Below are 15172 nucleotides of genomic sequence, written 5' to 3'. Positions count from 1 at the left end.
TACTTTTTAATGAGAGCCAAACAGTCTGACGGTTTAGCGTATTACATACCACGAGCGCGGCGTACGTCTTCTGCAGTAATACCATCACGGTCGATTATGTTGCCTTCGCGGTCTACTACGTTGCCATCGCGATCGATATCCAATTCTTCACGTTGGATAGTCTCAACGATAGTTTCAGTATGACGTTCAGTGGTTTTACCGACGTTTACTTCTTCAGATACATAAGTGTCTTTACCAACGCGGGCACGTTCAGCCTCTAGTTCAACTTCAATGGTTTGATTGCCATCAATGTCACCGATGCGGCGATCTGTTGGACGATCTACGTTAGTACGCTGGATATTAGCATGCTCTTCTTCTAGCTCAACATCGACATTGCGCTCTTCGGTCACTATATGCTTACCAACTTTAACCAAACCTGCCACGATACGATCTTTATTGACGGTCAAGCGCTCTTCTAGTAGCTCTAGTGTGTTTGGTGCGTCATAGGCATGGTCTGCAATCTCCATACGCTCTGCAACTGGAACTGTATCCGCGACAAATGCTTGACGATCCTTTTGATACTGGTCTTTATAGCTATACTGATAATCATGGTCATATACTTCCATGGCATCGACTTGAGACTTGGTCAAGCTGTCAAAGAATACGTCATCACCAACGATACGTGCCAAACCTGCTGGTACTAACACTTCTTTTGAACTGAACCAACCGCCTGCATCAACGATCAAATAACGAATGCGACCAGTGGTATCTTCTACTAATGCACCTTCAATTTTACCGATTTTTTCTTCATTGACGCCATAAGCAGTTTTACCTGTTGGGTCATAATAATCATCACCGATTAAATCTTTATGAGTAGCTTGGATATCTTTTAAACGAATTAGTTGGCTCATTGTTGTCTTCCTTTTTTATGAGTTAATCATTATTAATTATTTTAAAAACAATCGTTGTTTTGGAAAAGTTAAATTTCTAGTAAAAATATTTTTATAATAAAATGTGTAGCAAGCCATGTGAGTAGCCTCTACATCGACTTGTAAGAATCTTAACATCATGATTTTCGATGAGATATATGAGCAAGGTAGCAAAGTGTGCGCTTGAAGTAATTGCGTGTAATACGCTGTAAGTGGCATAACATAGCTGGGGTCAAAGATTAACGTGTCTTTACACAGAGCAATATTTCTAGCTTATTTAAGAGTCATAGACACAGAAAAACCGCAAAGCAAATAGCGATGCGGTTCCTGATATGTTGAAAATTTTATAATAAACGATAATGATAGAAGCTAATTTAACATAGCAATCGATTAATTAATCTACTTGAGTATCAAGCAAGTTCAATAGCAACAGCCACGGCTTCACCGCCACCAATACAAAGTGTTGCAACGCCTTTTTTGCCGCCAGTACGCTTGAGAGAGTTGATAAGCGTGATCAAGATACGAGCACCTGAACAGCCTACTGGATGACCGAGTGCACAAGCGCCACCTTCAACGTTTACTTTGGCATGGTCAATTTTTAGCTCGTCCATCGCCGCCATGGTTACCATTGCAAACGCTTCGTTGATTTCCCATAAGTCAACATCAGCGACTGACCAACCAGCACTAGCCAGTACTTTTTCAATTGCACCAATCGGAGCAATGGTAAATTCGCTTGGGTGACGAGAGTTTGATGCGGTTGCAACGATACGCGCTTGATAATCAAGGCCTTCAGCTTTTGCTTGCGATTCTTTCATGACCACAACCGCTGCCGCACCGTCTGAGATTGAGCTGGCGTTTGCTGCCGTGATGGTACCATCTTTGGCGAAGGCTGGACGTAGAGTAGGGATACGCTCAGCATTAGCAAGCGCTGGTTGCTCATCGGTATCGACGGTTTGCTCGCCTTTACGGGTTTTAAAAGTCACTGGCGTGATTTCATCTTTGAAGTGGTCGTCTTTGATAGCAGTGAGCGCACGATTTAGCGATTCTATAGCAAACGCATCCATTTGCTCACGGGTATAGCCTTTTTCATCAGCCATTTCCTGTGCGAACATACCCATCAGTTTGCCAGTTTCAGCATCTTCTAAACCATCTAAGAACATGTGATCTTTGACTTCTTTATGTCCCATACGGTAGCCACCACGTGACCCTGGCATAATGTATGGCGCATTGGTCATTGATTCCATGCCACCAGCGACTGCCACATTGAAACTACCTGCTTTGATGCCGTCATGTGCTTGCATGACTGCTTTTAGCCCTGAACCACAAAGCTTGTTAATAGTGACAGCGCCAGTTGAATCAGATAAACCTGCATTACGCATCGCTTGACGCGCAGGGCCTTGACCCAAGCCTGCGGTCAAGATACAGCCCATAATGACTTCGTCAATACTATCGACCGCCACACCTGAGCGTTCGACAGCGGCTTTAATAGCAGCACCACCAAGTTCCGTTGCGCTCATGTCTTTTAGTGCGCCTTGGAAGCCGCCCATTGGAGTACGTGCGCCGTTTAAAATTACAATTGCATCATTTGACATCGTTATTATTCCTTTTTACGTATTTTAAATGAGTTTGTTTTAATTAAAACCAAACGCGGACTAGATAGCATCTTTTAGGCTCAATAACTGCAGGCTTTATGCTAGCTCATCTAAGCGAATGCGTACTACTTTATCAGTAATGGTCTCTAATTTTTCAATTTTTTCGATGGCTAGATTCATCTGACTTTCGACCACGGGCAACGTCAAAATAATAACCGGAACTTGACCAACTTTGTGCGCAGGTTTTTGTAAAATCGCATCGATATTGATACCAGCATCGCTTAGAATGCGAGTAATATCTGCCAACACACCAGGGCTATCATAAGCATGTACGCGCAGATAATAACCGGTAATCATCTGCTCAGCGCGCAATATGGGCGTGTCTGATAGCTGCTCAGGGATAAATGCTAAATGCGGCACATGGTGACCGTGGTTGTTTTGATTACTGTTGCTTTCATCGTTACTGTCTTTGCTACCTAGAACACGCACCAAATCCATCACATCGGCCATTACCGCAGAAGCGGTTGCGCCAGCACCAGCACCATCACCGCAATATAGCGTCTGTCCAAGCGGATGAGAGTTGACCAGTACGGCGTTTTTTACGCCATTGACGTTGGCGAGTAACGCATCCTGCGGAATGAGCGTTGGGTGCACGCGTAGTTCGATACCAGAAGCCTCATCATTACCTTGACCATCACGGCGTACGGCAAAGCCCAAATGCTTGATACGGTAGCCAAGCTCTTCCGCATAGTTGACGTCTTGTAAGGTGATACCAGTGATGCCTTCACAGTAGACCTTGTCAAATTGCAGCGGAATACCAAAGGCGATAGAGGCGAGTAATGCCAGTTTATGAGCCGCATCAATACCTTCGACATCAAAAGTCGGGTCTGCTTCTGCATAACCCAATTCTTGTGCTTCGCTCAACACGTCTGCAAACGGGCGACCTTTGTCACGCATTTCGGTCATGATAAAGTTGCCAGTACCGTTGATGATACCTGCTAGCCAATCGATTTTATTGGCAGCGAGCGCTTCACGCATGACTTTGATAATGGGGATACCGCCTGCGACTGCTGCTTCATAAGCGACATGGACGTTATGCTCTTCAGCAAAGGCAAAGATTTCGTTGCCATGTTCTGCCAATAGCGCCTTATTTGCAGTCACCACATGCTTACCGTTTTTAATGGCGTGCATAATTACGTCTTTGGCAAGGGTCGTACCGCCAATCACCTCGACGACGATATCGACATTGTCGCTTGCAGCAGTTGCCATCAAGTCACTGTTTTGCATAATATTGGGATTAATATCATCACGATGACGGCGCGTACCAACTTCGGTAATGATAATGTCGCGTCCGCTACGGCGTTTTAGCTCATTTAAGTTGTCATTGATTAGATTGATCACGCCCGTTCCGACGGTGCCCAGACCAAGTATCGCTAGTTTGATGGAATTACTCACAGTATCCTCAAGAGGTTAAATATAATGAACCAATGATAACGCTGTCACAGAGTCAAATGCACATGCGCTACTAGCTGTAGTATTTGCGTGCATTTTGACAGTCGCAGCTTTATCGATTTCTCATTACAGTTGAATAAAAAATACTCAAATAAAAAGTATGCTGCTGATTTTTCATAGCGCTTTATCGTATCATACCGACAAGCAGTTGTGACGTCTACACAATGTCGCCATCGTCATAGGTATCACAAATACCTGAAACAATAACAGATTTTAGCTAGCACCGACAGCTTGAGCCAACTCCGCCGCAGGTAGATAGCCACCTACTTGCTGACCAGATTCTGTAAAGATAGCGGGAGTACCACGCACACCAAGTTTTGCACCCAGTGCCATGTGTTCTTGTACAGGGCTGGCACAGCTAGGCGCTTGTACATCAGCGCCCATTTTTCCTTGATTCATGGCCGCCTTACGATCTTGACTACACCAAATGGCTTCCATTTTTGGCACTGATTCCTGACTGCGCGGCCATGCCAAATAACGTACTTCGATACCACGTGCATTGATATCATCCATCTCTTCATGCAATTTACGACAATAACCACAGTCTGCATCGGTAAAGGCATAGACCACTGACTTCGTTTCGCCTATTGCTGGATAAATCACCATGTCTTTTTTATCGACGGCTTTTAGGGCTTCTTGTGCGGTACTAGCAACCAATGCCGCACTGATATCGACAGGCAGAGCCTCGCCAACAGCAATAATCTGACCTTGGATAATGTGTTTGCCAGACTTATCAGTAAAGAAAGAAGGCAGTCCTTCCGCTGTAACCCAATAAATACCATCCATATCTGTTGGTACGGCTGAAATGATATTTTCTTCAATACCAGACGTATTTAAATTCGCCTGCAACGCCTTTACCACGGCAGCATCGCTATCAGCAGATACGTTACTTGTACTGGTTTTAGCATCGGTATTATTGACGATACTGGTGTTGCTGGTCGCATCTGCTGCATTGTTTGAGCAGCCCGCAGCAACCACAACAAGCAGTGCACTCATCATAAAGCGAGATAAATTATTTCGAGAAAAGCGGTTATGAGCAAAGATGTTTTTTGCAATCGGGGATGACATATATAGGTGTCCTGTAGGCATCGTGCCTAATCGTGAGGTCGTTTTAAGAAAAATGATAATAAATTTCTATATAAAGCAATACGTATCGATATTGTCTTAAAGGTTTAAAATTAAAAGGTTTTTTTACAATTTAATAATTATAAAAGGTAAGTAATCATGTCGCCTATATTAACATATTTATGGCAAATAACAGCCACAGGCTATGAGGTGGTATAGGGAGGTGAGGGCGGTGATAATAGTAGTAGAAATAAACGTCAATTCAAAAAAATAAGATACATTTGTACTATTTAATATCAACGCTTGCCCTTGTAGTCTACGGCTAATAACAGTGTTTTTATAAAAATTCATATAAAACTATTGGTATCAGTTATTTTTAACCCTTTATTTCAATAAATTTTTGCTAAGGAGCACACATGGCAGGTGCCAGTTTATTAACCCTACTTGATGATATCAGTGTGATATTGGATGATGTTTCCGTCATGACCAAAGTCGCTGCTAAAAAAACCGCCGGTGTATTGGGCGATGATTTGGCGCTCAACGCAGAACAGGTCACGGGTGTCAAAGCCAATCGTGAGCTACCAGTGGTCTGGGCGGTCGCCAAAGGCTCATTTATTAATAAGCTTATTCTAGTACCAGCGGCACTCTTGATTAGTGCTGTTTATCCACCGCTGGTCACTTTTTTACTAATGTGTGGTGGTTTGTTTTTGGTTTACGAAGGCGCTGAAAAAGTCATTCATCGATTTTGGCCACATGCTTTGCCGCATGATGAGGAGCAAAATGCTCGTCGGCAAGCCAATGCTGATGAGACTATAGATTTGGTCGCTTTTGAAAAGGAAAAGATCAAAGGTGCAGTACGTACGGATTTTATTCTGTCAGCTGAGATTATCGTGATTGCCTTGGGATCAACGGCAAGCGCCACTTTATTAGAACGAAGCTTGGTGCTGTCTATTTTAGCCATCGGTATTACGATTGGTATTTATGGCTTGGTTGCTGGTATCGTGAAGATAGACGATGCAGGTCTGCATTTAATGGAACAAGAAGGGGCGTTCAAGCAAAAATTGGGCAAGTTAATGTTTGCAGCGGCACCCAAACTGATGAAGTTTCTATCTATCGCTGGCACGTTGGCGATGTTTTTAGTAGGCGGTGGTATCTTGGTACACGGTATCGGCTTTTTACATCATGGAGTAGAGGATATCGCTGATTTAACGGGTATCTTTGAAAGCTTAACGACAACGATATTAAATGGCGTCATTGGTTTTATCATTGGCGCTGCGGTTGTGGCTATCTTCACAGTTATTAGTAAAATTCGTGGAAAGGACGACACAGCGTCATCTGCACACTAAGTCAGTTACCTGTGCTTTAGCTTTATATTGATTGTGACTTTATTTCGTAAAAAAGCCCCAAAGTTGCTGACAACTTTGGGGCTTTTGCGTTGGGAGTTATACGATTAGCTTTCGCTATCTGAGTCATCAGCCTCTAGCTTTTCAGCTTGCGTGGGCTTTTTATGCTCCGTTTTAGGCTTACGGCTACGTGCCTTTGGTACTTTTGGTGTGGTCAAATTAAACATACCAGTCTGTGGCAGCAGTTGTTCAGCCACATTCTCAATCATGTTTTTATAACTGGCAATCGTGGTTTTTGACTTAGCAGCCTGACTGTCGTCTTTGCCCGCTTCTTTGGTATTGATAGGTTGCTCTACCTTAGGCTCATCTGCTGGCTTAATTTTTTCAACGTCAGCTTCTTGAGTATTAGCCTCTTCAATGTCAGCAGCTTCGCTATCGTCATGTGCCCCGTCAATCTTTTCAGCTGCTACGTGCTCAGCTATAACAGTGCCTTCATTCGACGGCTCGTTAGTTGCTTCTACTAGCGCCTGATCCACTTCTAACAACTGCTCGCTATGAGCACTGATATTATCAGCCTGAGCTTGATTTGCTAAAGCATTTGCCTCAATATCATGAGCATCCGCATTGTTATCATCATGTTCAATAACCGCTTGCTCAGTATAAGCCACTTGTTCGGTCGGTAGACTCAACACTGCGGGCTCCTGATAACTAGGATGTTGACCACGTGGATCGTTGCCAGCACGCTTACCAATGGCGCGTGGTTCGACGTCTGTTTTACCTTGCGTTGCCGCAAACTGACTGACCGCTTGTGTCATCGTTTCAAAGCGCGTCAGGTAATCTGCCGCCAATGGCTGATAGCCATAGTTGCTAAAGTCGAAATTGCTGTCCTCAACGTTAGTATCAGCAGTCGGTGTGACGCTCGTTCCAATGTTGGCTGATTTGTTAGCTGATTTTGCTTGCTGCGTATGTGCATCGATAGCAGCAATAAAGCAACTAATGACACCGTCATTTTTCAAACGACTTTCTGCATCTGTTAATGCTTTACGAACAAAATCACCAACGGTGCCACGAATAGTCGATGGGCTTACCACTACAGGCTCAGCTACTGATGGTTGTTGAGTTACTTGCGCTTGCTGACTACGAACCACACGTGGATCATTACTAGCCTGACCAAACTTCTCAGCAGTCACGTAGCGCTTGGCAAATAATGCTTCGTGCGTTAGTGCCAGTGCTGAGTTGTTCTTATCATTTGCGCTATGACCACTTGCGCTATGACTGTCATTGGTATTGCTAACATCGGCGTCACTGTCGGTAGCGTCAACAGTGTCACTATTCGCTTTTTCTGTCGATTCTGATTCGGGCTGTTTTGGCGTTATTGCTACGCTGTCCACGTTAGTATCCACAGATTTTGAATGGTCAGTTTGGTCTTTGGTAACGCTGTTAGATGTTGGTTGCTCATCTACAGCAGGTTTTTTGTCAGTAGTGTTACTGTCTGTTTTCGGGGCATTATTTTGTCCCTTGTCCTCAGTGGTGCTAACGTTAACATCATCAACATTAACATCATGTGTTGCTACAGTGCCTTCGTCGTTACCCTTCACAGCAGCTGTTTCAGGAGCAATTTTTTTGTCATTGCTCTGCTGATTATCACTTTGCTGTGTATTAGCTTCTTTTTTACTGCTTTCTTTATTAACATCATTCGCTGATTTTTGCTTTTCAGTAGATTGAGGTTTTGTCTGTGTAGACTTACTGTCATCTAGAGACAAGTGTACGACTTCTGGCGATTTCAGCTCAACAGGTGCTTCATTGACCTGTAGCACGACTTCATTAGGATCTTGATTTCGACGCGTGTTAGAGTGATTTTTTCGGCCGTTTGCACCTGTCGTCGCTTGCTGATTGGGTTGCTTAATATTTTCAGCTGTTAGTGTCTCGCCGCGCTCTAACTTGCCACGTGAACCGCGTTGACTATGCGATTTACGCTTCGCACGAGTTTGCTCATCTGCCGTATTACTGTCTTTATCAGCATCATCATTGCGCTCGTTTGCATGGTGGCTACTGTCTTGACGATTACTGTTTTGCTGGTTATTGTCTTGACGATTGTTGCGGTTACGCTCATTCGTGCGTCTGGTCTCCTGCTGACGTTTGTTTCGATTGTCAGCCTGCTTGTCATCAGCGTTATTTGCCGCATTATTTGAGGTGTTGTTCTCGGTATCGCCGCTTACTTCATTGCTCGACTCTTCTGCCTGATCTTTTCTTTGACGAGGTTTAGATGATCTAGATTTACGTGGCTTACGTCTTCTTCTATCTTCATTACTGCTATCATCATCGGTGTCGCTGTCTGAGCTACGACGCGCTTGTTGACGATTGGCGTTGTTGTCGGACGGTTGTTCGTCATTTTTCTGACTGTTCTGCTGATTTGCTGGTACATTGTTCGATGCACCCGTTGATGAATTACTCAGGGCACTGCTATCCACTTGTCCAAATGAGCCTAAGCTTTGTGCGCCATTATTTACTAGTGCTTCAATGGCTTCCGCTGCATCACGACTACTGACGCTAGGCGTCGTTGAGGCTTGTGGTGCTTGCGCAAATAGGTTTGATAACCACGCCACTGCTTGTGGCTGAGCTGCTGTCTCAACATGTGCAGGAGCTGTAGTTGCTGCTACTGGAGCAACAGGGGCAGGGGCTGCCACACTCTGGTTGTTGTTTGCTTGTGGCGCGCGCGCCGATGAAACGTTGGTCGTATTCTTATTGTTACGATGGTCGTTACTGTGTTTACTATGCTCAGCTGTACTGGTCGGTTTGTTTGATTGGCTAGCAGTATCATTGCTCGCTACCTGACGTGGCTGGCGCGTTGGCTGTTGCTCTGGACGCTCTTTTTCAGCCGTTTGCCAGTCAACTTCATAACCCAAATCGCTATGTTCTTGGGCTGTATCCGTAATACGCTCATAGCTTGAAGGCGCAAAGCCATCACGGTTAAAGTGTAGTTTAAAGTTAGGCGACTCTAAATGCGCGTGTGGCAAAATCGTGATACGCGTGCCACTGTCTTGCTCAAGATAAACTAAGGCATCACGTTTTTCGTTTAATAAGAAGGCGGCGATATCTGTTGGAACTTCTGCTTGTACTTCGCCTTGACGTTCTTTTAGCGCGATTTGTTCAATCTGACGCATAATTGATAGTGACAATGAGCGCAAGTCACGAATCATGCCGTTACCATGGCAGCGTGGGCAGATATAACCAGTTGACTCTTCTAGCGATGGACGCAGACGCTGACGGCTCATTTCCATCAAACCAAACTTAGAAATATCACCAAATTGCACACGTGCACGGTCATATTTGGTGGCATCAATCAGACGTTTTTCGACTTCTTTTTGATGCTTATTGTCATTCATATCAATAAAATCAATGACAATCAAACCACCCATATCACGCAAACGTAGCTGACGGGCAATCTCATCGGCTGCTTCAAGGTTAGTATGATAGGCAGTCTCAGCAACGTCTGAACCTTTGGTCGACTTGGCTGAGTTGATATCGATAGAGACTAGTGCTTCAGTTTGATCAATAACGATTGAGCCGCCTGATGGCAAACGCACTTCACGCTGATAGGCAGTTTCGATTTGCTTTTCGATATTAAAGCGCGAAAACATCGGCTCATAATCGGTATATTTGCGTAGCTTTTCTGCTTGTTTTGGCATCACTGCATCGATAAAACCTGCCGCTTCAATATAAGCGTTTTCATTATCAATCCAAATCTCAGCGATATCATCACGTAGATAATCACGGACAGCACGGGTTACGACGCCTGCTTCTTGATGTACCAAGCGCGGCGACGGGTATTTTTGATTTTGTTCTTGAATGGCTTGCCAGATATTGAGAAGGTGGTTTAAATCGTGCTGTAAGTCCTCTTGAGTTTTACCAATACCCGCAGTACGAATGATGACACTCATACCTTTTGGCAAATCAAGATTGCTTAGCATACGCTTCATGTCTTCACGAAGTTTGCCTGAAATTTGACGTGAGATACCGCCGCCACGAGGGTTATTTGGCATCAATACCAGATAACGACCAGCTAATGAGACATACGTCGATAGGGCAGCGCCTTTGTTACCGCGCTCCTCTTTTTCGACTTGGACGATTAATTCATCGCCTTCTTTGATCAGCTTTTTGATGTTTTCGTCACGTGGATTACCGCTTAAGTATTCAGCAGAGATTTCACGAATGGGTAAAAAACCTTGGCGCTGTGAGCCATATTCGACAAACACCGCTTCAAGCGATGGCTCGACACGGGTCACATGACCTTTATATATATTGGATTTTTTTTGTTCACGAGTACGGTTTTCAAGATCGAAATCGTAAAGATGGTTGCCTTTACATAAGGCGACACGAATTTCTTCGTTTTGAGTAGCGTTGATCAAAATGCGTTTCATATTTGTATCCTATGAGTACGCATAACAACGACGAGACGGGCTTTAGAGCGCAATGGCAAGTATGGCTAATATTTAAATTAGCATGGGCAGATGTTAATCAACGATAGAACGTAAATCATGGGTTAATAAAGCACTTGGGCTTTGTCAATGGCTTGTTTTTTACCTAAAGTGTGTTAGCAAAACTAACGTAAATATAAAATTTATAGGGTGTAAGGCTATCTATTTATATCCTATTATTGATAGGTTTGGTACAAATATTAATGCGTCAGCATGCGATTCAGTTTTACTATCAGCAAGCTTTATTGGTAGTCATGCCAGCTTACTTTGTAAGAGCAGGCGACGGGCAATGACGAGATTCAATATACTGATATTCAAAAGGCGTTATGCTGCTGCAATCCATCCATCAAAGTCTAGCAATAATATCGCTGTTATAAATACCATTATATGAAATGGTGATATTCAGCAATTATTTGTTTAGGTAAAGCAATTGGTCACTCTTTATTTATCGTTCTTTCTGGTATAACGTCAATAATATCTTGGGTGTTTTACGGTTAGGTGTCGCGGCTCCGGTGATCAGCGGGGCGTACTTGGCAAACAGAATAAATGACCAAACTATCGGTGTGGTGCTGTATTCATATCTTTTTTATCGTTATCTGTTTGACCACCAATACGTAGGCAGCTATCGATATACTTCTCGATCCTAATGCTAAACAACCCATACTTGCTCAACTACACTTGCCTAAAGGACCGCCAGATAACCAGTCATTAAATCATGAATAATTATCAAATAAAGTCGTTGTCATGCAGGTTGTGAGTCAATGTAGTGTCATTATCGGTCAATAAACAGGCGCTTAGCCAAACTTATCAACGCTGAATTTATGAACACAAAGGTATTTAGTGTCACTATTTATTCTATGGTACTGAGTAAAGTCAGTACGATACTTTCATTTTACAATTTATGGGGACATATCTATAAATATCTACAAGTGATATTTCTAAACAGATACTGCGCCCTAAAATCCGATTAAACATACAATGTTTGCAGGGTATACCGCTAATACCTTTTCATTAAAAGTTCGTAAAAATGGTAATGCGCTATATGGTAATGCGCTATTTAGAACAACAACAACGATTATTGCTGCAGTCTCTGCTTAATTGTCGCTCAACATGCTAAACTATAGCAAATCTTTCTGTAAATACCTAACTAAAAATGACGAAGCCAAAAATGACTGACGACGCACCTACCCATGAAGCCCCTGCTATTTTTAATAGTAAAACACGCCCGCAAAGCGCTGATGATGAAATCAGCAACTTTGGTAAGGTAAACTATCTTGAAGTAACCCGCCATCAACACGATCAGCGCTTGGATAATTTCTTACTGAACCGTTTAAAAGGTCTGCCAAAACCGCATATCTATAAAATGATTCGCTCAGATGAGATTCGGGTCAATAATAAACGCTGCAAAGCGCACGACAGAGTACAGCGTGAAGACGTGGTACGTATCGCGCCAGTGGTACTTGCTACCCGCGAAAAACCAATTATCAGTGCCGAGTTTGCTAAAAGCTTGTTAGCGCGCGTAGTATATGAAGACGAAGGAATGTTAGTACTGAATAAGCCTTCTGGCATCGCCGTTCACGGTGGGAGTGGTTTGGACTTTGGTGTTATCGAAGCCATGCGTGAAGTGACAGGTAAAAAATACCTAGAGCTGATACATCGCATTGATAAAGACACCTCAGGTCTATTGATGATTTCTAAAAAACGCTCAGCGTTAAAAGCGTTGCAACAGCATCTCGTCGATAAAACCATCCAAAAGCATTACTTATGTATCGCTAAAGGTCAGCCAGCATTAAATGAGCAACGCATTGATGCATCATTGCTACGCTATACAGTTGCTAGTGGTGAACGCCGCGTCAAAGTAGATGCGCAAGACCCACAATCTAAAGAAAGCCATACGGATATCGTCGTTCATGGTCGTTTTATGATTGCTGATCAGCCAGTTAGTTTAATTGAAGCCAAACCACTGACCGGTCGCACTCATCAAATCCGTGTGCATTTGGCTCATATTGGTCACGCTATCTTGGGTGATGATAAATATAATGTGCATGATAAATCAGGCGTCCATCGCCTGTGTCTGCATGCGTGGCGTTTAGACATTCCAGGCTATGAAACTATTACTGCACCGCTACCAGATGACATGGCAGATTGGTTGCCAGAGCAAATTAAATTGCCTGAATAAGTCGCCAAATAAAATTTTTAAGCATTAACTTTAAACGTCACGAACGCTTATTTTTCTTAATAAGTCGCCGTGACGTTTTCGTATCTACCATTTATTATTGATATTCGTTAAGGTCTATTTATGAGCAATCAATCTGTCGCTAGTATCTCTAGCGCTTCCAAAGGAACTCAGTTATCAGCCAGCCATCGTTTAGCGGATAAGACGCTGATTATTTTTGATTGGGATGGGACGCTGATGGATTCCATTGGATTAATCGTTGAGTCAATGCATGTGGCAGGAGAGGCGCATGGGTTCCAGACCACCGATAAAGCTGTACAAGACATCATTGGGCTGAGCTTAATGAATGGCATTGAGATTTTGTATCCGCAAGCCAATGACACGCAAAAGCTTGCGATTCAGCAAAACTATGCAGACCACTATATTGCCAACAGCCACAGTACACCGCTTTTTGCGCCGATAGAAGGGATGTTGCAGACCCTACAAGCCCAAGGTAAAAGTCTCGCGGTTGCAACTGGTAAAAAGCGAAAGGGCTTAGACCGCGTATTAGATGCTTCAGAGAGCCACCATTATTTTGTGATGACCCGCTGTGCCGATGAGGCAGGCTCAAAACCTGACCCGCAGATGTTGACCGATATTTTGGATTATACGCAGCAGCAAATCGCCAATGCTGTTTTCATCGGTGACAGTATCTACGATATCCAAATGGCAACGAGACTGGGCATGACCAGTATTGCGGTGAATTATGGTACAGCATCACCTACAGAGCTCGCCGCACAGCAACCCACTTATCAGGTTGACACGCCACAAGCGTTGGCTGAGCTTCTATGTGCTTAACTAAAAGCACTTAAATAAAGGTGCTTCAATAAAAAACTTTTTGAATGCTAAAAAATGATAATAAAAAAAGGGCTTATCGATAATAATGATAAACCCTTTTTACTTGGAGACGATGATATTTATTTGTTTTATTTTTGAGCACTATCCTTATTGAGCACTATCCTTATTGAGTGCTATCCTTCTGAGTACTTTCCTTTTCAATAGCGTCTTTTTCGATGTTATCTTTTTCGATCGCTTCTTCCAACTCAGCGCCTTCTAGTAACGCAAAAGAGGATTCAATGATTTTGTCTGCATCGAGCTGATACTCATACCAGTTGCCCATGACACCAGCCAGCTCATCAAGACCTTCTTTTCTTAGTGCTGAAAATAGCTGAATGCTACAGTTCAATCCCAGTTCTTTTAGTCTTTTACGAGTATTAAGTAACGCATTTTTAGATGCGCCATACTTTAGCTTATCTGCTTTGGTTAATAAGATATGCACCGGCAGTTCACCATCATTTGCCCAACGTAGCATTTGCTCGTCAAAGAACTTCAATGGATGACGAATATCAGTCATGAGCACCAAACCTGCAAGGCTTGAGCGCGCCACCAAGTATTCTTCTAGCTCAACCTGCCATTCTTTTTTCATCTCAAGCGGTACGGCTGCGTAGCCATAACCTGGCAAATCCACCAAACGCCTATCAGCATCACCAATACTAAAAAAGTTAATCATCTGCGTGCGACCAGGCGTTTTAGATGAGCGTGCCAGTTGGCGCTGATTGGTTAAGGCATTAATAGCAGAGGATTTACCTGCGTTTGAGCGTCCTGCAAAGGCAACTTCTAAGCCCATATCGGGTGGGCAGAGACGAAAAGTAGGCGCTGACATCATAAACTCAGTTTGCTGAATTTTTTGACGAGATTTAGTGTTGAACAATGCATGTTCGGCGGCGACATCAGTAAACGGGGTACTCATAAATGGCTCATTAATCTTTAAGAAATTGGATACGGTTATAAAATTTTAATCAACTGGTTGTCGAGAAGACAGTGCATTAGACAAAAAATCGTTACGAAGTTATTCATCATAACTTTCAATGTTTATTGGTCATAAACACAGTCATTTCAAGTTACCGACTATTCTATACTATTACTTATCTTACTTATTGAAATAACTATGATTAGCATCACATAAATGACAGAATACCATTAAAATAAGCGCTCATTAGAGCAAGTTGCCGCTTTTGTTCATACGTTACCAAAGCCAAACTATATTTATCTATATTTA

At 43.2% G+C, this 15172-nt stretch carries 9 protein-coding genes; 3 read left to right on the top strand and 6 right to left on the bottom strand.

Annotated elements, in window-relative coordinates; all coding sequences use genetic code 11:
- Positions 1 to 41: 41 nt before the first annotated feature.
- From JMX95_RS03500 to JMX95_RS03485, 4 genes are all read right to left on the bottom strand, one after another.
- A complete protein-coding gene (locus JMX95_RS03500; RefSeq protein WP_045443477.1) occupies positions 42 to 890 on the bottom strand; it encodes a DUF2382 domain-containing protein in 849 nt (282 codons plus the stop codon).
- Positions 891 to 1318: 428 nt separating this feature from the next.
- Complete coding sequence (locus JMX95_RS03495; protein ID WP_201552654.1) at positions 1319 to 2500, bottom strand: thiolase family protein; 1182 nt, start codon at positions 2498 to 2500, stop codon at positions 1319 to 1321.
- Between the two features lie 96 nt (positions 2501 to 2596).
- Complete coding sequence (locus tag JMX95_RS03490) at positions 2597 to 3955, bottom strand: homoserine dehydrogenase (protein WP_201552656.1); 1359 nt, start codon at positions 3953 to 3955, stop codon at positions 2597 to 2599.
- A gap of 270 nt (positions 3956 to 4225) precedes the next feature.
- Positions 4226 to 5080 carry a DsbC family protein gene (locus JMX95_RS03485; protein ID WP_201552658.1) on the bottom strand — a complete coding sequence of 285 codons (855 nt, stop codon included), beginning with the start codon at positions 5078 to 5080 and terminating at the stop codon, positions 4226 to 4228.
- A gap of 413 nt (positions 5081 to 5493) precedes the next feature.
- On the opposite strand from JMX95_RS03485, the gene JMX95_RS03480 reads away from it, so the two are divergent.
- Positions 5494 to 6423 (top strand): DUF808 domain-containing protein, encoded by a 930-nt coding sequence (locus JMX95_RS03480; RefSeq protein WP_201552661.1) that lies wholly within the window; start codon positions 5494 to 5496, stop codon positions 6421 to 6423.
- Positions 6424 to 6527: 104 nt separating this feature from the next.
- Here JMX95_RS03480 and JMX95_RS03475 read toward each other — a convergent pair whose 3' ends face one another.
- Positions 6528 to 10841 carry an Rne/Rng family ribonuclease gene (locus JMX95_RS03475; protein WP_201552669.1) on the bottom strand — a complete coding sequence of 1438 codons (4314 nt, stop codon included), beginning with the start codon at positions 10839 to 10841 and terminating at the stop codon, positions 6528 to 6530.
- 1225 nt (positions 10842 to 12066) lie between these two features.
- Here JMX95_RS03475 and JMX95_RS03470 point away from each other — a divergent pair.
- Both JMX95_RS03470 and JMX95_RS03465 read left to right on the top strand, forming a co-directional pair.
- On the top strand, positions 12067 to 13077 hold the full coding sequence (locus JMX95_RS03470; RefSeq protein ID WP_201552671.1) for an RluA family pseudouridine synthase: 1011 nt from the start codon (positions 12067 to 12069) through the stop codon (positions 13075 to 13077).
- 120 nt (positions 13078 to 13197) lie between these two features.
- Entirely contained in the window at positions 13198 to 13911 is a 714-nt protein-coding gene (locus tag JMX95_RS03465; RefSeq protein WP_201552673.1) for an HAD family hydrolase, read from the top strand.
- 163 nt (positions 13912 to 14074) lie between these two features.
- Here the strand turns inward: JMX95_RS03465 and yihA are convergent, their stop codons facing one another.
- Positions 14075 to 14863 carry a ribosome biogenesis GTP-binding protein YihA/YsxC gene (gene yihA, locus JMX95_RS03460; RefSeq protein ID WP_201539847.1) on the bottom strand — a complete coding sequence of 263 codons (789 nt, stop codon included), beginning with the start codon at positions 14861 to 14863 and terminating at the stop codon, positions 14075 to 14077.
- Positions 14864 to 15172 lie beyond the last annotated feature (309 nt).

This window comes from Psychrobacter sp. NC44, from assembly GCF_904846655.1.
Lineage (GTDB): Bacteria > Pseudomonadota > Gammaproteobacteria > Pseudomonadales > Moraxellaceae > Psychrobacter.
The sequence above is the reverse complement of the archived record's forward strand: the minus strand, read 5'-3'. Positions and strand labels throughout refer to the sequence as shown.

What these genes read in the sequence shown, in the direction of transcription:
- JMX95_RS03500 (WP_045443477.1), bottom strand. Translation starts at nt 890, where the DNA reads ATGAGCCAACTAATTCGTTTAAAAGATATCCAAGCTACTCATAAAGAT.
- JMX95_RS03495 (WP_201552654.1), bottom strand. Translation starts at nt 2,500, where the DNA reads ATGTCAAATGATGCAATTGTAATTTTAAACGGCGCACGTACTCCAATG.
- JMX95_RS03485 (WP_201552658.1), bottom strand. Translation starts at nt 5,080, where the DNA reads ATGTCATCCCCGATTGCAAAAAACATCTTTGCTCATAACCGCTTTTCT.
- JMX95_RS03480 (WP_201552661.1), top strand. Translation starts at nt 5,494, where the DNA reads ATGGCAGGTGCCAGTTTATTAACCCTACTTGATGATATCAGTGTGATA.
- JMX95_RS03475 (WP_201552669.1), bottom strand. Translation starts at nt 10,841, where the DNA reads ATGAAACGCATTTTGATCAACGCTACTCAAAACGAAGAAATTCGTGTC.
- JMX95_RS03470 (WP_201552671.1), top strand. Translation starts at nt 12,067, where the DNA reads ATGACTGACGACGCACCTACCCATGAAGCCCCTGCTATTTTTAATAGT.
- JMX95_RS03465 (WP_201552673.1), top strand. Translation starts at nt 13,198, where the DNA reads ATGAGCAATCAATCTGTCGCTAGTATCTCTAGCGCTTCCAAAGGAACT.
- yihA (WP_201539847.1), bottom strand. Translation starts at nt 14,863, where the DNA reads ATGAGTACCCCGTTTACTGATGTCGCCGCCGAACATGCATTGTTCAAC.